This is a genomic window from Streptomyces sp. YS415, from assembly GCF_023544665.1.
In the GTDB taxonomy this organism is placed as follows: Bacteria; Actinomycetota; Actinomycetes; order Streptomycetales; family Streptomycetaceae; genus Streptomyces.
Window position 1 is genome coordinate 20,446 of the sequence record NZ_JAMJFL010000035.1, and the last position, 18,578, is coordinate 39,023.

An 18,578-nucleotide genomic window follows, 5' to 3' on the forward strand; every position below is an offset into this window, starting at 1 on the left:
CGGCCATGACCTCCCGTCCCCGGCCCACCCGCCGCGCCGTGCTCGCGTCGGCGGGCGCCTCCGCCGCCCTGCTGGCAGCCGGCACCCACGCGCGGGCCGCCGCCCGCCCCGGCGGCTACGCCCCGTCCGCCGCGCAGAGCGCCGACGGCTTTGCCTCCATCGCCGCGCACGGCCTGTCCGGCACCACCGGCGGCGCGGGCGGCCCGGTGGTCACCGTCACCGACGCCGAGACGTTCCTCGACTACTGCGACCGCGAAGGTCCGTACGTCATCCAGGTCTCCGGCACCATGGAGATCACCAGCAAGCAGGGACTGCGCTCGAACAAGACGGTCGTCGGACTCGGCGACGACGCGGAGATCACCGGCGGCGGGCTCGACATGTACCGCCGCCACAACGTGATCATCCGCAATCTGCGCTTCACGCACGCCGACGACGACTCGCTGAGCATCCAGCAGTCCTCGCACCACATCTGGATCGACCACTGCGACTTCAGCTCCGGCGCCGACGGCCTCATCGACATCGTGCGCGGCGCGGACTGCGTCACCGTCTCCTGGAACCGCTTCCACGACCACAGCAAGACCATGCTGCTCGGCCACTCCGACGCCAACGGCTCCCAGGACCGGGGCCGGCTGCGGGTCAGCATCCACCACAACCTGTTCGACGGCACGGCCCAGCGCCACCCGCGCGTGCGCTTCGGCGAGCCCGTGCACGTCTACAACAACCACTTCCGGAACAACACCCTTTACGGGGTGGCCTCCACCGAGGACGCGGGCGTGCTGGTGGAGGGCAACCACTTCGAGAACGTGCCCCACCCGGTCTACTCGGGCTACGACGAGAGCGGCCCCGGCCGGGTGGTCGAGCGCGCCAACGTCTACGTGAACTGCGGTGCCCCCGAGCGATTCGGCACCGTCACCGAGCCGCGCACCTTCTACGCGTACACCCTCGACGCCCCCGCCACCGTCCCCGCCCTGGTCGCCGCCGGTGCCGGCGTCGGCCGGATCTGAAGGAGACCCCCATGCCGGACACACCCCCGCTGTCCCGTCGCGGCCTGCTCGCGACCACCGCAGCCTCCGCCGCCCTGCTGGCCACGGGCACGGCCGCCACCCGGGCGTTCGCCGCCCCCGCTGTCGCGCCCACCCCGCAGCGGCTCGCCGCCCTGGCCGCGCAGAGCGCCGACGGTTTCGCGAGCGTTCCCGCGCTCGGCCTCACGACCACCACGGGCGGCGTCGCCGGGCCCACCGTCACCGTCACCACAGGCGCCCAGCTCGCCGACTACGTCAACCGCAACTCCCCGTACGTCCTCCTCGTCTCCGGCCGCATCGAGATCGACGGCATGCTCACCGTCGTCGCCAACAAGTCGATCCTCGGCGTCGGCTCCACGGCGGAGATCACCGGCGGCGGGCTCCAGCTCGGCTCCACCACCCGCCCCGGCAACAACGTCATCATCCGCAACATCCGCTTCACGCACGCCTCGGACGACTCCGTCAGCGTCACCAACCGCGCCCACCACGTGTGGATCGACCACTGCGACTTCTCGCAGGGCTACGACGGGCTCCTCGACGTCAAGCGCGAGTCGGACTACATCACGATCTCCTGGAACCGCTTCCACGACCACAGCAAGACCTGCCTGCTCGGCCACAGCGACAGCTACACCGCCGACCGGGGCAAGCTGCGCGTCACCTACCACCACAACTTCTTCGACGGCACCGACCAGCGCCACCCCCGGGTCCGCTTCGCCGAGCCCGTGCACGTCTACAACAACCACTACCGCAACAACCGGCTCTACGGAGTGGCCTCCACCGAGAACGCGGGCGTGCTGGTGGAGGGCAACTACTTCGAGAACGTGCCCCACCCGATCTACTCGGGCTACGACGACAGCGGCCCCGGCCGGGTCGTCGAGCGGAACAACGTGTACGTCAACTCCGGCGCCCCCGAGACCCTCGGCACCGTCGTCGAGCCGCGCACCTACTACGCGTACACCCTCGACGCCGCGTCGAGCGTCCCCGGCATCGTCGCCGCCGGCGTCGGCACCGGCCGGATCTGAGCCCTCCCACCCGAAGGAGTCGCAGATGCACCGCAAAGGCACCCTGTTCCTCGCGGCGCTGGCCACCCTGGCCGCCACCGCGGCGGCCCCGGCCGCCTCCGAGGCCCCGGCGGCCGCCGTCCTCGCCGAGTCGGCCCCCACCGGCTTCGCGAGCGTCGACGCCTGGGGCCAGAACGGCACCACCGGCGGCGCGGGCGGGCCCACCGTGACCGTCTCCACCGCCGATGCCCTGATCGCCGCCATCAAGACGACCGGGCCCAGGATCGTCCGCGTGAGCGGCATGATCACCCTGCCCGACGGGATGTACGACGTCACCTCCGACAAGACGATCGTCGGCGTCGGCGCGAACTCCGGGATCACCGGCGGCGGCCTCAACATCGGCCTCCCCGTGAGCACCGTCACCTCGCCGCCCGCGAACGCCGTGCACAACGTGATCGTGCGCAACCTGACGTTCCGCGACGCCAGCGACGACTCGATCAACGTCCAGATGTTCTCCCACCACGTCTGGATCGACCACAACGACCTGTCCGCCGGATACGACGGACTGCTCGACATCAAGCGCGGCTCCAGCTACATCACGGTCTCCTGGAACCACACCCACCACCACGCCAAGAACATGCTGCTGGGCCACTCCGACAGCAACGGCGCCCAGGACACCGGCCGACTGAAGGTGACGTACCACCACAACTGGTACGACCGCACCCCGCAGCGCAACCCGCGCACCCGCTTTGGCGACCCGGTGCACATCTACAACAACTACTTCTTCGACAACAGCGACACCGGCCCGGCCTGCAACGCGGACTCCGGCTGCTTCATCGAGGGCAACTACTTCGAGGACGTCGAAGAGCCCATGACCAACAGCTACTCGGGCCCCGACGGCGCGATCGTCGAGCGCAACAACGTCTTCGTCGGCGACACCGGCGAACCCGTGACCGGCGGAAGCGTCGAGGACCCGGCCGACTACTACGACTACACGGTCGACAACCCGCAGTCGGTCAAGGACGCCGTCATGCGCGGCGCGGGCCCCGGCACCATCGGGCTCTAACCGAAGGCGCTCGGCCCCGCCGAACCCATGCTCGGCGGGGCCGGGTGGCGCCACCCCGAATCGACCACCAGTGTCGGAAACCGCGCAGGGCGGGTGACAGACTGACGCCATGGACGAGCGCACATTCGGCAGGTCTCAGCAGCACGCATCCGTGATCGGTCTCGGCACCTGGCAACTGGGTGCCGACTGGGGCGACGTGGACGACAAGGAAGCCCTCGCGGTGCTGGAGGCCGCGGCCGAGGCGGGCGTGACCTTCTTCGACACCGCCGACGTCTACGGCGACGGCCGCAGCGAGGAGACCATCGCGACCTTCCTGCGCAGCCGGCCCGACCTGCACGTCATGGTCGCCACCAAGATGGGCCGCCGGGTCGACCAGATCCCGGAGAACTACGTCCTGGACAACTTCCGCGCCTGGAACGACCGTTCCCGCCGCAACCTCGGCATCGACCGGCTCGACCTGGTGCAGCTGCACTGCCCGCCGACCCCCGTCTATTCCACCGACGAGGTGTTCGACGCCCTCGACACCCTCGTCGCGGAGGAGCGCATCGCCGCCTACGGCGTGAGTGTGGAGACCTGCGAGGAGGCCCTCACCGCGATCGCCCGGCCCGGCGTGGCGAGCGTGCAGATCATCCTCAACGCCTTCCGCATGAAGCCCCTGCGCGAGGTCCTTCCGGCCGCCCAGGAGGCGGGCGTCGGCATCATCGCCCGCGTCCCGCTCGCCTCGGGCCTGCTGTCCGGCAAGTACACCAAGGACACAGTCTTCCCCGAGAACGACCACCGCACCTACAACCGGCACGGCGAGTCCTTCGACGTCGGTGAGACCTTCTCCGGCGTCGACTACACGACCGGCGTCGAGGCCGCCGCCGAGTTCTCCGCCCTCGCCCCGCAGGGGTACACCCCCGCCCAGCTCGCCCTGCGCTGGATCGTCCAGCAGCCCGGCGTGACCACGGTGATCCCGGGCGCCCGCTCGCCCGAGCAGGCCCGCGCCAACGCCGCCGCGGCGGAACTGCCGGAACTGCCGGAGGCCACCCTCACCGCGATCCGTGACCTGTACGACCGCCGGATCAAGGAGCAGGTCGAGAGCCGCTGGTGACCGTTTGAAGGATCAACCGCGGGTCACACGGAACTCATGGAGCAGGCAACAGCAGCAGAGAGACGTTCCGGCCGCAACGAGACCGAGGACGAGCGGGCCGACCGGATGTGGACGGAGCTCATCCAGGAGATCCGTGTGGCTCAGATGGGTGTGCAGATCCTGTTCGGTTTCCTGCTCACCGTCGTGTTCACCCCGACCTACGCGGACCTGGGCGACACCGAGCGGACCATCTACATCGTGACCGTCGTCCTGGGCGCCACCGCCACCGGCGCCCTGATAGGGCCGGTGTCCCTGCACCGGCTGGTGTCCGGCCGGCGCATCAAACCCCGGGCGGTGGAGTGGGCTTCCCGGCTGACCTTCGTCGGCCTGGTGCTGCTGCTGGCCACCACGACGTCGTCCCTGCTGCTGATCCTGCGGGTGGCCACCCACGACGGCTACGTGCCGTACCTGGTCACCGGCGTGGTGATGTGGTACCTGGCGTGCTGGTTCGTCCTGCCGTGGTGGGTGCGGCGCCGCTACACGTCCACATCCGGCGACTGACCCCGCGGGTGACCCGCGGGCGCCGGGCGTACGGCTACGCCGCCGGGTCCGTGCCCTTGGCGCCCCGCAGGGTGGCGATGCACGCGGCGATGGCGTGCTGGAGCTCCTCCAGCTGCTGCACCATGTCGTCCTCGACGAACTCCTGCACGTCGTCGAAGGTGAGTTCCTCGAACACCTTCGTCGCCCGCTGGAGGCTGCTGTAGAACTTCGTCCGCCGCTCCTGGACGCGGAGTTCTGGGTCCGCCTCCACGGTCTCGGCGACGAGGGTCTTCATGGTGTCGTAGGCCTCCGTGGCCCACTCGCCGGTGTCCTCGTCGTCGTCCAGCTCGTCCAGCAGGGACAGATGCCGCTCGGCCTCCTGGCGCAGCTCCACGGGCGCGTCGACGGTCTGTCCGGCGGGCGTCCTGACCTGTCCGGACTCCGCGATCTGGCGGACGTAGCCGATCCGGTCGGCGGCCCGGCTCTCGCTGGCGACGGCCTTCTTCAGATCGTCGGTGCGCACCACGTCACGGGCCAACTCGGCCTGCAGCTCCGGGTCTTCCTTGATGCGGTCGAGCAGCGCGCCGCGGGCGGCGCGGGCGGTGGAGGGGTCGGCGAGGATCGCGGCACGCAGCGCGGTGGGGTTCTCGGCGACCTCCAGCGCCTTCGTCGGCCGGATGCCCTCCGCCTCGGCGGCCTGGGCGATGGCGGTGCCGCGCTCGGAGGCGGCGCTGGTGCGGGAGACGTAGTAGCTCAGCCACACGTCGGCGTCCGGCAGTTCCACCTCCGCGCCCGGCCGGAGCGCTTCGAAGTGCGGGACCAGACCGTCGTCGGCTGCCCGGTCCCAGGCCTTGTAGTAGCGCATGACACGCTCGGGCGAGCAGCCGGCGAGCTCGGCGAATTCCTTCGCCGACACCTTCGGCGTCTCGTCCGCGCTCTGGCCGCCGGGGCGCACGCTGCGCGCCACCATCAGGCCGAAGGTCCACCCGCCGGTGCGGGCGTACGCCCCGAACTCGCGCGCGTCCCGCGCGACGAGGTCGGACAGCGGCGCGGGGGAGGGCTCGGACGGGGCGAACGCTAGGGTCACGGAGGACTCTCCTGGGTCTCGGGCAGGAACACGGAAGTACACAAGTGCAGCGGAAGCCTATATGCGCCTGCATGCGACGGTTTGCCGGACCCCTGGGTGTGTCATCCGAAGGCGTCGCGCAGCGCGGGCAGCAGGGTCTTCTCCGACCAGTCCAGGTAGGCGGGCTGCGACTCCCCGCCGATCTGCACCAGGGCGACCTCGCTGAACCCGGCCTCCGCGTACGGCCGTACGGCCTCGACGAAGGCCTCCGGGTCGTCCCCGCACGGGATGGAGGCGGCGACGTCGTCCGGGGTGACGAACTGGGTGGCCGACTCGAAGGAATCCGGGTGCGGCAGCTCCGAGTTGACCTTCCAGCCGTTGCCGAACCAGCGGAACTGGGCGTGGGCGCGCTTGATCGCGGTGTCCCGGTCGGCGTCGTAGCAGACCGGCAGCTGGCCGACTCGCGGCTTGCCCTCACCGCCGTGCCGGTCGAAGGCGTCCAGCAGACCCGCCTTCGGTTCCGTGGCGATCACCAGATCCGCGACCCGGCCGGCCAGCGCACAGGACTGCTCCCCGGAGACGGCCACGCCGATCGGTGTCGGCTCGTCGGGCAGGTCCCACAGCCGGGCCGAGTCCACGTCGTAGTGGGTGCCGTGATGCGTGACATGGCCGCCGTCGAAGAGCGCCCGGATGATCTCGATGGCCTCCTCCAGCATCTCGTGCCGCACGTCGACGGACGGCCAGCCGCCGCCCACCACATGCTCGTTGAGGTTCTCCCCGGAGCCCAGCCCGAGGCGGAAGCGGCCTTCGGACAGCAGCTGCAGGGTGGCCGCCTTCTGCGCCACCACCGCCGGGTGGTAGCGGAAGCTCGGGCACGTCACATAGGTCATCAGCGGAATCCGCCGGGTCGCCTGGGCGGCCGCGCCGAGCACGGCCCACGCGTACGGCGAGTGACCCTGCGAGCGCAGCCACGGAAAGTAGTGGTCCGAGGTCACGGAGAAGTCGAAGCCGGCCTCTTCGGCGCGCACCACGTGGTCGACGAGGTCACGTGGACCGGCCTGCTCGGTCATCATCGTGTATCCGATTTGCACCATACGGCCCGAGTCCCCGACCCGGGCACGGGAAAACGGACCGGTGGGTAAGGATCGGGTCATGACGACTCGCGCACTGCCCGCCGGCCCGCCCGCCTCCCAGGGCGTGGACGCCTCCGGTGTGCACGCCTTCCTCGACGCACTCGAATCCGACCCCGACATAGAGCCGCACAGCCTCATGATCATGCGGCACGGCTGCCTCGTCGCCTCCGGCTGGTGGGCGCCGTACACCGCCGCGCGCCCGCACCTGCTGTACTCGCTCAGCAAGAGCTTCACGTCCACCGCGGCCGGCTTCGCCGTCGCCGAGGGCCTGCTCGACCTCGACGCTCCGGTGCTCTCCTACTTCCCCGAGTTCGACGCCGACGTCACCGATCCGCGCAGCCGGGCGATGCTCGTGCGGCACGTGGCGTCGATGGCCAGCGGCCACGAGGCGGAGACCCTGGACCGGGCCCGCGCGCTGGACCCCGACGAGCTGGTCCGGGGGTTCCTGCGGATCCCGCCGGACCGAGATCCGGGCACGGTGTTCGCGTACAACCAGCCCACCACCTACACGCTCGCCGCGATCGTGCAGCGCCTCACCGGGCAGTCGCTCACCGACTACATGCGTCCCCGGCTCCTGGACCCGATCGGCATCGGCGAGGTGGCGTGGCTGCGGGACCGGGCGGGCCGCGACCTCGGCTTCAGCGGGCTGCACGCCCCCACCGACGCGATCCTGCGGCTGGGGCAGCTGTATCTGGGCGGCGGGATGTGGGACGGGCGGCGGGTGCTGCCCGCGTCCTGGGCCGCCGAGGCCACCCGCCCGCACACGGCCAACGACGACGGGCCGATGAGCGGCGAGGACTGGCGGCAGGGGTACGGCCTGCAGTTCTGGATGTCGCGGCACGGCTACCGCGGGGACGGCGCGTACGGGCAGTTCTGTCTGGTGCTGCCCGAGCAGGACGTGGTGATCGCGACGACCGCGGCCACCGTGGCCATGCAGAAGCTGCTGGACATGGTCTGGACGCATCTGCTGCCCGCGTTCCGCCCCGGGCCGCTGTCCGGCCGGGAGGCCGCGGACGCGGCCCTGGCGGAGCGGCTGGCCGGGCTGGCGCTGCCGCCGGCCGTGGGCAAGCCGGCGCCGGAGGGCTGGTCGTCCGTCGCCTTCGACTCGGACTGGATCTCCGCCGAGGTCACCGCGACCGCGGACGGTCACCGGCTGACGCTCGTCGAGGACGGCGAGCGGCTGGAGCTGCGGCTCGCGGACAGCGGCTGGAGCATCGCCGAGGAGCCGGTCCCCACCGCCGTGAGCGGCGGCTGGACCGACGCCGGCACCCTGGAGGTGGAGGTGATCTTCCTGGAGACGCCCCACCGGCTCGCCGTGACCTGCTCCCTGCCGGACCGCACCTGCACGGCCCGCTGGCGCACCCAGCCCCTGCACCCACGGCGCCTGCTGAGGATGGGGGCGCCGCGCCGGTCAGCCTGAGGGCTCCTGGAAGGTGCGCAGCGCGGTGGCCAGGCCCTCGCGGTTGCCGGGGTCGTCCCAGTCGGCTGCGGGCGCCGTCCACCGCAGTGAGTAGCCGCGACCGCCGCCGAGCAGGAAGCCCCGGCCGAGGGTGCGCACCCGGGTGCCCCCGGTGTCGGCGAGCCACTCCATCTCGGCGGCCTCCCGGCCCCGGTAGGTCGTCGACCGGATCTCACCGAGCCTGCGGTACCCGCCGGCCTGCCGCAGGCCGGGCTCCACGTCCCGCCAGACGGCCACCGGATCGGGGCCCACCCGCTCGCTGTAGGTGACGGTGAGCGTGCGCGGGTCGCCCTTCGCGCCGAGCACCACGCGGTACGCCAGGTCCCCGACGCGGTCGGTGCTCAGCGGCCGCCAGCCCTCGGGGAGCGAAACGGAGAAGCCCTCGGGGGAGTCGTAGCGGCGGAAGGCAGCCTCCGTCGGGGCGGACGGCGGCGCGGCGGAGGAGGTGGGGGAGGGAGTGGGGGAGGCGGGCGCGGTGGCGGACGGGGTCGGGTTCGGCCCGGGTCCGGCGGCGGGGGCGTCGGAGCCGCCGGGCAGCCGGTCGGTGACCGCGAGGACGGCGACCGCGACGCCGACGACGGCCAGGGCGGTCCCGGCGAGGACGGTGCGGCTGCGCCGGCCCGGGCCGTGCGCGTACCGCCGACCGCGCAGCCGCGGGCTCGGCACGGTCGCGGCGGTCTCCTCGTCCAGCACCCGGACGAGGGCCGCCCGGACGACCGGGCGGGGCAGCCGCTCCACGGCGTCCTTGCGCAACAGCCCCTGCACGGCCTGGGTGAGCGGCCCGGCGCGCACCGGCGTGCGCAGCGGCAGCCGGTCCACACCCTTCAGCGTGGCCTCCGGCCGGCCCCGGTCGCGGAACGGCGGGCGCCCCTCCACCATCGTGTAGAGCAGTGCCCCCAGCGTCCACAGATCGGTGGCCGGTCCGATCGGCTCGTCCCGTGCCTGCTCGGGGGAGGCGTAGGCGGGCGCCGCCAGCCGGGGCGCGAGGGTGGCGCCGGCCAGTCCGAAGCCGGCGACCACGAGGGACCCGTCGTCGCGCACGAACACCTGGGCGGGGCTGAGTTCGCCGTGCGCGAGGCCCTGTCCGTGCGCCGTCTCCAGCACGTCGAGCAGCTCCAGGCCGATGCGCGCGGCCCGGACGTAGTTCAACGTGCCCTGCTGGGCGAGCAGTTCGCTCAGCGGCACCCCGTCGATCCACCGGGTGACCACCCACAGCGTCCCCGACTCCTCGACGGCGTCCACGACTTCGGCGACCCGGCGGGGCAGCAGCAGCGCCATCCGCTCGCAGGTGTGGAGGACGCGCGCGACGATCCGGCGCGCCTCCTCCCCGTCCGGGACGTCCGGCAGCCCGACCTGGGTGACCAGGACCGGCCGCTCCACCGCGGTGTCCTCCCCGTACCAGCAGACCCGGTTGGTCTCCCGGCTGACCACCTCGACCAGCCGGAACCTCCCGGCGACCGACACGGGTGTGGAGATGTGCGCCTTGACCATGGTCATCCCTCGCTGAACCCCTGGCTCTCACCTTGCCCACTGGTACGGCGGACGTGACGGGGTGTGTTCAAGGATTCGCCGAGCGAGATGCGCCGATCCCCGATTGTTCACCCGGCGCCTCGAACACCCGTGTCACAGCTCGCGGCCCACCAGGAAGTCCAGCAGCGCCCTCAACTCCCCGGCGGCCCCGGTCTCAAGGGGTACGGCGTCCAGGGCGGCCTCGGCGACCGTGATCCGGCGCCGCGCCTCGCGCAGCGCTGCCGACCGGCCGCCCGCCTCCTCGATCAGTGCGGCCGTGCGGCCGAAGTCCTCGCCCGCTTGCAGCAGTTGGGCCAGGCGCCCGGCCGCGGGTGTGTCGAGTGCGGCCAGCACCGGGAACGTCTTCTTGCGCTCCCGCAGATCGCCGTGGACGGGCTTGCCGGTGACCGCGGGATCACCCCAGATGCCGAGGACGTCATCGACGATCTGGAAGGCGACCCCGAGGTCGCGCCCGGCCCGGTCCAGCGCGGCGACCGTCCCGGGCGGGGCGCCGCCGAGCGCAGCACCCAGGGCGAGGGCGCAGCCCAGCAGGGCGCCCGTCTTGTGCTCGGCCATCGCCCGGTACTCCGCCGGCCGCACGCGCTCCGGTCCCGTCCACGGGCGGGCCGCGAACAGCAGGTCGTCGGCCTGCCCGTGCACCAGATCGCCGAGCGCCACCGACAGCAGCCGTACGGCGCCGGCGCCTCCGGGCGCCGCGGCGAGCGTCCCGACGGCCAGCGCGAACAGCGCGTCGCCTGCGAGGACGGCAGGGCCCGTGCCGTAGGCCTTCCACACCGTGGGGCGCCGGCGGCGGTCCGGGTCACCGTCCATGATGTCGTCGTGCAGCAGCGAGAAGGCGTGCACCAGTTCCACGGCCACCGCGGCGGTCGTGCCGGCCTCGGTGGGGCCGCCCGCGGCCTCCGCGCCGAGCACGGCCAGTGCCTGGCGCACGCCCTTGCCTCCGGAAGCGGCGACCGGGGTGCCGCCCACCTCGCACCAGCCGAAGGAGTAGGCGGCCATCTCGCCGACCCAGGGATGCAGCCGGCCCACGGCCTGGACGAGCGCCGGGCGGACCACCTCCCGGCAGCGGTCCAGCACATGAAGGCCTGAAAGGGAAGCCGCGGAGGGGATCACCGTCACCGTACGACCTCCACGCCGAGCTCCTCTTGTGCCCGGGCCACCATCTCCCGGGCGTGCTTCAGGCCGATCCGTTCCAACGTCCCGGCCAGTTCGGCCAGTTCAGCCTGCGTCTCGGTGCTGTCCCGGCCAAGTCGGGCCCTGGACTTGACCAGCCCCAGCCGGGCCAACGCCTCCCCGCGCGGTTCGCTCATGGCGCGGAACCCGGCGAGCGCCTGCTCGTACAGGCCGCGGGCCTCGGCGTAACGGCCGGCGCGGTACAGGACGTTGCCGCGCATCTTGTGGTTGTAGGCGAGAGCGCCGGAGAGCTTCATGGCCCGGCAGATGGTCTCCGCCTCGGACAGCAGCGCCAAGGCCCGCGCCGTGTCCTTGTCGCGCACCGAGACGATGTCGGCGAGCCCGCGCAGCGCCCAGGCGTGCCCGCGTCGGTCGTCGGCGCGCGCGGCGATCCCGGCCGCCTCCTCGAACAGGGCGTAGGCCGTGTCGTAGGCGCCGGTGTTGCGGTGAATCTGCGCGATGCCCTCCAGCGCCCACACCGTGTGCCGGGCCTCGCCGCGCCGACGGGCCTCGGCCAGCAGCTGCTCGTGCAGCCGCGTCACGGCCGCGTAGTCGCCCTGGATGCGGCCGGTCTCGGCGAGGCCGGCCAGGGAGTAGCCGCGGACCACGACGTCCCCGCCGCGCTCGCCGAGGTCGGCCGCGAGCTGGAGCAGCCGCCTGGCCAGCGCGAACTCCCCGCGCTGCCGGGCCAGGGTGCCGCCGCTCCACAGTGCCCAGGCCATCGCCGCGGTGTCCCCGGCCCGGCGGGCGGCCCGGTAGCTCGCCTTCCAGGCATGGTCCGCCTCGCCGATCCGGCCGAGACGCCGGTGCGCCTCGGCGACGGCGAGCCCGGAGCGGGCCGCCTCACCGTGCCTCCCTGCCCGCTCGGCGGCCCGCAGTTCCTCGGTGCCGGCGGCCAGGACGTCGGTGAGCGAAGAGTTCACGGACAGGGTGGTCAGGGCGCCCTGGTACTCCGGGGCGAATGCCTTGCCGTACATGGATCCCTCTCGGTCCGTATACACAGCATCTCTACATTGAGCGTATACATGGTGTGTATAGAGCATCGAAAACCGGCCCCGGCCCCCGAGGGGCCAGGGCGGTGTCATCTGTTGCCGATCAAGACGTGGACGGAGCCGGCGGGGTTGCCCGTGAGGCGCAGATCACCTCATGGATCGTCAGTGCTGCTGGGGCTTCTGCGGGGTCGCCTCGCTCGGCCGGACGACCACATAGCCCTCACCGCTCAGCATCAGCTGTACGGCCTCCCCGGAGCCGCCGCGCAGCATCGAGCCGATGGACTGCGAGCGGTGCAGCGAGGTCGCGAGCCCCGCGCTCCAGCCGACCACCGCGTCGGTGTCGACGTAGACCGGGTACTGCGCCGACACCGGGATCACCAGTGGATTGCCGTCGCAGACCAAACCCAGCCGGCCCTGCCCGGTGAACACGCTGTTGAACAGTCCGCCGCCGCTGATTCCGGCCCCCTTCACGGTGGCGATCCGGTACGACAGCGAGGCGTCGAAGCACAGGACGTTACGGCCGTTGACGGTGAACTCGTCACCGGGGTCGAGCTCGACGACGAAGCAGTTCTGCGCCTCGTGCGCGAACCAGGCCTCGCCCTGCCCGCGCACCGCCATCAGCGGCAGCCCTTCCCCGGTGACCGCGCGCTTGAGCATCCCGCCCACGCCCTGGCCCTTGCGCTCGAACTGGAGGTTGCCGCGGTAGGCGATCATCGCGCCCTGGCGGGCCAGCATCTCGCCGCTCACCGCATATCTGATGCACTTGGCGTTCTCGACCGTCATGCCCGGCGCGGTGGCGGGCTGGACCATGTGCTCGCTGGAAAACAGATCACCCTTCATGGGTGCATCGTGTCGCGGACGACGTCCATTCGCCTAGGTCACGCGGCATCCTGCCTCAGGCGCCGAAGAGTTGGGTCCAGTACGTGCCCGCTTCGCCGCCGCCCGCGAAGCCGACGCCGATGTGCGTGAAGTCGCGCTTGAGGATGTTGGCGCGGTGGCCGGGGCTGTTCATCCAGCCCCGGACGACCTCGGCGGGGGAGCGCTGGCCGCAGGCGATGTTCTCGCCGATCGAGCGCCGCCGGGAGCCCGCCGCGGCCGCCCGGTCCCAGGGCCGGCTGCCGTCGGGGCAGGTGTGGGAGTAGAAGGCCCGCGCGACCATGTCGGCGCTGTGCGCCTGCGCGGCGGTGGTGAGCACCGGGTCGACGGCGAGCGGCGCGAGACCGGCTCCGGCGCGCTCCCGGTTGGTGAGCTCCACGACCCGCGTGGCGGTCCTGGCCAACTCCACCGCCGTGAAAGGGCGGGCCCAGACCGCCGTCCAGTACACGTCACCGGAGCGGGCGGGGGCGCACGCGAGCCCGGCATGGGTGAAGGCCGGGTCGAGCAGGGTGCGCCTGGAGCGGCCGGAACCCAGGCAGTACTCGACGAACCCGGCGGGCGAGCGCGGGCCGGACACCAGATGCTCCCCCACGGTCACATACGCGTACCCGGTCGCGCTGACGCGCCGGTAGAGACCCTCACCGTCCAGGCGGTTGCGGGCCGCCATGGCGAGGGCGTGCTCCCGCGCGGCGGAGGTCAGACGGACGTCCAGGGCGACGGGCGGGGCGCCGGCCGAGGCCCGGGCGGCGTTGACGAGACCGGCGAAGCCGTCCGGGTCGGAGGGTGCCCCTTCCCTGGTGTCCACCGCGAGACCGGGATCGGAGGGCGCCTCCTCCGTGATGTCCACCCCGAAGTCGCGGGCCAGGCCCGCCAGTCCGTCGGCATATCCCTGGCCCAGGGCCCGCAGCTTCCAGCCACCGCCACGGCGGTACAGCTCGGCCAGCAGCAGCACCGTCTCCTGCCGGGGGCGCGGCGGGGCGAACCGGGCCAGGGGACGACCGCCCGCTCCGGTGACGTGCAGCGTCGGTGCCGGAAGGCCGCCGAGGGCGGTGCCCGGGTCGGCGGGGCTGATGACGACCGTCACCCGGGTGGCGCCCGGCCGCAGCCGCGCGGGGTCCACGGTCAGCGTGTCGCCGTGCAGCCGCGCGCCCGGCGCGGCCGGCTGGTTGTAGAACACGAAGTCGCCGTCACCGCCGACCTTGCCGCCGTCGTCCGTGATGAGCGCGGACACATCGAAGGGGCCGGGCACCCGGACGGCCACGGCGCCGCCCGGGAGGGGCACATTGCCCCCGGGGACCAACTCGCTCATGGGGGCCGTCCTGAGGTCCGTGTACGTGTCGGAGAGGGATGTCCGGAAAACGCGCGCCGCCCCGCGAGGGTTCCCGCCGGGGGGACTCAGCGCCGGACAGCGCCCGGATCGATCCGCTCGCCGACCGCGGAACCGCGCGGCGCCTTCGGCTTCTTGCCGCAGAACGCCGACTCCAGCGTGCCCAGCATGGTGGTGTGCACCGTGCCGTTGTTGGAGGTGTTGGTGAACGCCGCCAGGCTGCGCCGGCCGTCCTTGGAGGCGAAGGCGTAGGTGTAGAAGCCCTGGACGGCGCCCGTGTGCCCGTACACGGACACCCCGCAGGACAGATCCCGGCGGCGCAGCCCGAGCCCGTACGCCTGGCCGGAGCCCGCGGGCACCCACCGCTGCATCTGCGCCAGTTGCGCCGCCGAGGTCAGCCGGCCGCCGAGCAGCGCCGACAGGAAGGTGTTCAGGTCCCGCGCGCTGGAGATGAGGGCCCCCGCGCTCTGCGCCCAGGAGACCGTCTGCTCGGTGGCGTCGACCAGGGCGGCACCGGGGGTGTCCGGGGTGAGGTAGCCGCGCGCGTACCGGCCCGGGATGCGGGTGCCGGGGTGGACGTAGAAGGTGTCGGTCAGCTTCAGCGGCTCGATGATCCGGTTCTGGTACTCGGCGCGCAGGGAGTTCCCGGTCAGCTTCTTGATGAGCATGCCGGCGACGACGAAATTGGTGTTGGAGTAGCTGTAGGTGCCGCCCGGCGCGGTGGTGCGCGGCCTGGACAGCGAACGGGCCATCAGCTGCCGGTGCGTGAAGACCCTGTTGCGGACCGCTTCGAAGCCGGGAACCGTCTTGGCGAACATGTCGTTGGTGTAGTCGTACAGGCCGCTGCGGTGGCTCAGGACGTGGCGCACGGTGATCCGGTCGTCGGGCAGCAGCCCGGGCAGATGGCGGTTGACCGGGTCGTCGAGCCGCAGCCGCTTCTCGTCGACGAGTTGCAGCAGGACGACGGCGGTGAAGGTCTTGGTGACGCTGCCGATGCGGAACCGGTCGGCGGTGGACAGGGCGCGCAGCGTCCTGCGGTCGGCGATGCCCGCGGCCGTCGTGGAGGCGGTGCCGTGGTCGTCGACGCGGGCCATCGCGCCCGGCGCGCCCTGCTGCATCGCGGTGCGCAGGACACCGCGCAGGGCCGCGAGATCGGGCGCGGGCTCCTGGGGTGCCGCATGCGCCGGGACTGCCAGGAGGGCGAGGAGGACCGCCGTCCCCCACGCCGTGCCCTTGCCCACCGTTACCGAGACCATCCGCGTCCTCTCTCCCTGCTGACACCCCGTCACGGCGACGCACAGTAGTGCCAGGGAAGGGGGAAAGAGGGTCATTCGGGGTCCGACCGGACAGGTCTCACCCGTACGGGACAGGCGGGGTCTCAGCCGGACGCCGTCGGCTCCGGGGCGATCAGCCCCTCGCGGTAGGCGACGGCCACCGCCTCACCGCGGCTCGCGGCGCCCAGCTTGGCGAGGATGTTGGAGACGTGGACGCTCGCCGTCTTGCCGCTGATGAAGAGCTCCTCGCCTATCTGCCGGTTGCTGCGGCCCTGGGCCAGCAGGCGCAGCACGTCCTGCTCCCGGGCGGTCAGCGGCGACGCGGTCGCCTCCCGCGCGTCCGACAGACGGGCCCGGCGGATGAGCGCGTCCACCCGTTCCAGCAGTGGCAGCGCGCCCAGCCGCGCGGCCGTCTCCCGTACCGCAGCCGCCTCGACGGCCGCCTCCTCGCGCCGCTCGGCCGACACCAGCGCCTCGGCGCAGCGGAGCCGGCAGCGCGCCCGCTCGTAGGCGTCGCCGTAGTCGAACGCGGCCACCGCCTTCCCCCAGGCCGCCACGTCGGCCCCCGCGGTCGCCCGCAGCCACTCGGCCTCGGCGCGGGCCAGCCAGGCCATGCCCTCGGGTCCCTGCGGCGCCCGGTCGGCGCTGCGCACGGCCGAGTCCCGCGCCAGTTCCATCAGCTCCGTCGCGGTGTCCGCCCAGCGCCCGGCCCCGGCCTCGTCACCGCTGTGCCGCAGCTCGACCGCGCGGTCGGACACGGCGGACAGCGCCAGCGCGGCGAGCCGCACCGTCACATCGGGGCGGAAGCCCGCGTCGTCGGTGAGCGCCGCGACCGTGGAGCGCACCCGGTCGACCGCCGCCCCCGGATCGCCCGCCATCGCGGCGGCGTCGGTCAGCACAATGCCCGCGATCAGCGTGCCCATCCAGTCGAACGGCCCCTCCAGCAGCGCCCCGGCCCGGTCGGCGGCCGTCAGGTCCCCGCGCGCCAGCGAGACGTACCAGGCGGGCCCGGACGTGTACCCGCCCGCCGGCGGCAGCACGTCGGCGTCGCTCGCCGCGGCCCGGACGCACTCGTCCCAGCGGCCCAGCGTGTACAGCACCAGCAGCCGCAGATAGCGCATCTCCATCGGATGCGTCGAGGACAGCAGCCCGGCGCGGCGGGCCCGGTCGAGCCCCTCCGTCAGCCACGGCAGGCACTCCTCCAGCTCGCCCGCCTCGTAGCTGCCCATGGCGAAGTGGAGCAGGGCCCGCAGTTCCACCGGCGCGTTGCCCGACGTCCGCGCCAGGTCCCGGGCCGCACGCAGCCGCGCCCTGCCCTCGGCGCTGCGCCGGCCGTCGCCCTCGAGGAGCGCCAGCGAGATGAGCAGGTCGGCGCGGGCGTCCGTGACCCCCAGCCGCTCGGCGACGGCGAGCGCCTCCTGGGCCACCCGCAGCGCCGTGTCGCGCTCCCCGACCTGACGGGCCGCCAGCACATGGGTGGCGGCCGCCCACACCCAGGTGGGCGACGGCGGCTCGGCGGGGATCAGGGCCAGCGCCTCACTGCTGTGGGCGAAGGCCGCGCTCAGGTTGTCCACGGTCATGAGATTGCCCGCGAGGGTGTAGCGGACCCGGGCGGCCAGCTCCGAGTCCTCCTCCTGGTCGACGCCCGCCAGCGCGGACCGGGTCAGCGCGACCGCGCGGTGCGCCTCTCCGGCGTGCGCGGCCGCCGAGGAGGCGCGCAGGGTGAGCGACACCCGGTCGTGGGCCTCGCCGGAGGGACGCGCGGACGGCTCTACTGACGGCCACAGGTCGAGCACCGCCTCCAGGTGCCGCAGCTCCTCGGCGGGCGCGCCGACCCGGCGGGCGTGATCGGCGGCCTCCAGCGAGGCGGTGAGCGCCTCGGCAAGGTCATGGCTCTCGCGGTAGTGGTGGGCGCGCTCCGCCGCGGTCTCGGCGCGCCGCGGCCGGTCGGCCAGCAGCCGGGCGAACGCGCCGTGCAGCCGGGCCCGTTCACCGGGCAGCAGATCGGCGTAGACCGCCTCGCGGGCGAGGGCGTGGCGGAAGGAGTACGTGTCACCGTCCCCGGGGACCAGCAGTTGCCGGCCCAGGGCCTCGCGCAGCGCCGACTCCAGTTCGGTCTCCGGCAGTCCGGCGGCCTCCCGCAGCAGATCGTGCTCGACGCGCCGCCCGGCGACCGCGGCGGTGCGCAGCACCTGCTGGGCGGTCTCGGACAGTTGCTCGAAGCGGATCAGCAGGACGTCGGCGAGACCGCTCGGCACCCCGCCGGCGCCGGGGTCCGTGGCCGCGAGGAGTTCCTCGGCGTAGAAGGCGTTGCCCTCGGCGCGCTCCACGATCCGGCGGACCGTGGTCTCCGGCAGCGGACGCTCCTCCAGAGCCCGTACGAGGCGGGCCACCTCGGTGTCGTCCAGCGGCCGCAGCTCCAGCCGCTCCACCGCGGGCAGCCGGACCAGCTCCGCCAGGAGCGGGCGCAGCGGATGCCGCCGGTGCAGATCGTCCGCTCGGTAGGAGGCCAGCACCGCGACCCCGCCCGCCGGCCGCTGGAGCACACCCCGGCTGAGCAGGAACCGCAGCAGATCCCGGGAGGACTGGTCGGCCCAGTGGAGGTCCTCCAGGACGAGCAGCAGCGGCGCGGTGCCGGCCAGGTCGGCCAGGAGTGCGGCCATGCCCTCGAACAACTGGAGCCGGGAATCCCGCGCGGTGTCCGTGCCGCCGCCCAGCATCCGGCCGACGACCGGATGCCCGGCGAGCACGTCGGTGAACCGCGGATCCGCGGCGAGCGCGCCGAGCACCTCGGTGAAGGGCAGATACGGCAGGCCGACGTCACCGAGGTCGACGCAGTGGCCGGTGAGGACGGTCATGCCGTCCGCCGCGCCCCGCGAGGCGATCTCGTCCAGCACCCGGGTCTTGCCGACCCCGGCGTCCCCGGCGACCAGGACGGCCCGCGCCTCACCGGCACGGGCCCGCTCCAGCACACCGAGAAGCCGGGCCAGCTCGTGTTCTCGGCCGATCAGGGGTGCGGGGGTCATGGTCTGCGTCACTTGCCCATC

Annotated in this window: 15 protein-coding genes; 6 read left to right on the plus strand and 9 right to left on the minus strand. The window is 73.0% G+C overall.

The features are described 5' to 3' along the window. Positions 1–5: 5 nt before the first annotated feature. From M8H82_RS31305 to M8H82_RS31325, 5 genes are all read left to right on the plus strand, one after another. The gene (locus tag M8H82_RS31305; protein ID WP_250078466.1) at positions 6–1,004 is read left to right on the plus strand and encodes a polysaccharide lyase family 1 protein; all 999 of its coding nucleotides are present in this window, start codon (positions 6–8) and stop codon (positions 1,002–1,004) included. 11 nt (positions 1,005–1,015) lie between these two features. Next, entirely contained in the window at positions 1,016–2,044 is a 1,029-nt protein-coding gene (locus M8H82_RS31310; protein ID WP_250078467.1) for a polysaccharide lyase family 1 protein, read from the plus strand. Between the two features lie 25 nt (positions 2,045–2,069). Continuing rightward, positions 2,070–3,089 (plus strand): polysaccharide lyase family 1 protein, encoded by a 1,020-nt coding sequence (locus M8H82_RS31315; RefSeq protein ID WP_250078468.1) that lies wholly within the window; start codon positions 2,070–2,072, stop codon positions 3,087–3,089. Positions 3,090–3,198: 109 nt separating this feature from the next. Continuing rightward, positions 3,199–4,182, plus strand: a complete 984-nt coding sequence (locus M8H82_RS31320; RefSeq protein ID WP_250078469.1) for an aldo/keto reductase — start codon at positions 3,199–3,201, stop codon at positions 4,180–4,182. A gap of 36 nt (positions 4,183–4,218) precedes the next feature. Continuing rightward, on the plus strand, positions 4,219–4,722 hold the full coding sequence (locus M8H82_RS31325; RefSeq protein WP_250078470.1) for a DUF6328 family protein: 504 nt from the start codon (positions 4,219–4,221) through the stop codon (positions 4,720–4,722). A 34-nt stretch (positions 4,723–4,756) separates the two neighbouring features. Here M8H82_RS31325 and M8H82_RS31330 read toward each other — a convergent pair whose 3' ends face one another. Next, entirely contained in the window at positions 4,757–5,788 is a 1,032-nt protein-coding gene (locus M8H82_RS31330; protein WP_250078471.1) for a hypothetical protein, read from the minus strand. A 101-nt stretch (positions 5,789–5,889) separates the two neighbouring features. Beyond that, positions 5,890–6,861, minus strand: coding sequence for an LLM class F420-dependent oxidoreductase (locus M8H82_RS31335; RefSeq protein WP_250078472.1), 972 nt, complete (start codon positions 6,859–6,861; stop codon positions 5,890–5,892). Positions 6,862–6,919: 58 nt separating this feature from the next. On the opposite strand from M8H82_RS31335, the gene M8H82_RS31340 reads away from it, so the two are divergent. Then, a complete protein-coding gene (locus tag M8H82_RS31340; protein ID WP_250078473.1) occupies positions 6,920–8,320 on the plus strand; it encodes a serine hydrolase in 1,401 nt (466 codons plus the stop codon). Here M8H82_RS31340 and M8H82_RS31345 read toward each other — a convergent pair. The 7 genes from M8H82_RS31345 to M8H82_RS31375 all read right to left on the minus strand — a co-directional run bounded on the left by M8H82_RS31345 (position 8,312) and on the right by M8H82_RS31375 (position 18,557). After that, positions 8,312–9,850, minus strand: a complete 1,539-nt coding sequence (locus M8H82_RS31345) for a serine/threonine-protein kinase (protein ID WP_250078516.1) — start codon at positions 9,848–9,850, stop codon at positions 8,312–8,314. The genes M8H82_RS31340 and M8H82_RS31345 overlap by 9 nt on opposite strands. A gap of 132 nt (positions 9,851–9,982) precedes the next feature. Beyond that, positions 9,983–11,008: a polyprenyl synthetase family protein gene (locus M8H82_RS31350; RefSeq protein ID WP_250078474.1), complete on the minus strand. Its 1,026-nt coding sequence runs from the start codon at positions 11,006–11,008 to the stop codon at positions 9,983–9,985. Then, positions 11,005–12,039, minus strand: a complete 1,035-nt coding sequence (locus M8H82_RS31355) for a tetratricopeptide repeat protein (RefSeq protein ID WP_250078475.1) — start codon at positions 12,037–12,039, stop codon at positions 11,005–11,007. The genes M8H82_RS31350 and M8H82_RS31355 overlap by 4 nt, the downstream gene beginning before the upstream one ends. A 177-nt stretch (positions 12,040–12,216) precedes the next feature. After that, complete coding sequence (locus tag M8H82_RS31360) at positions 12,217–12,894, minus strand: AIM24 family protein (RefSeq protein WP_250078476.1); 678 nt, start codon at positions 12,892–12,894, stop codon at positions 12,217–12,219. 55 nt (positions 12,895–12,949) lie between these two features. Beyond that, positions 12,950–14,239, minus strand: a complete 1,290-nt coding sequence (locus M8H82_RS31365; RefSeq protein ID WP_250078477.1) for a CAP domain-containing protein — start codon at positions 14,237–14,239, stop codon at positions 12,950–12,952. A gap of 86 nt (positions 14,240–14,325) precedes the next feature. Continuing rightward, positions 14,326–15,513: a serine hydrolase gene (locus M8H82_RS31370; protein WP_250078478.1), complete on the minus strand. Its 1,188-nt coding sequence runs from the start codon at positions 15,511–15,513 to the stop codon at positions 14,326–14,328. A 122-nt stretch (positions 15,514–15,635) separates the two neighbouring features. Further along, positions 15,636–18,557: an AAA family ATPase gene (locus M8H82_RS31375; protein WP_284049584.1), complete on the minus strand. Its 2,922-nt coding sequence runs from the start codon at positions 18,555–18,557 to the stop codon at positions 15,636–15,638. Positions 18,558–18,578: the final 21 nt, after the last annotated feature.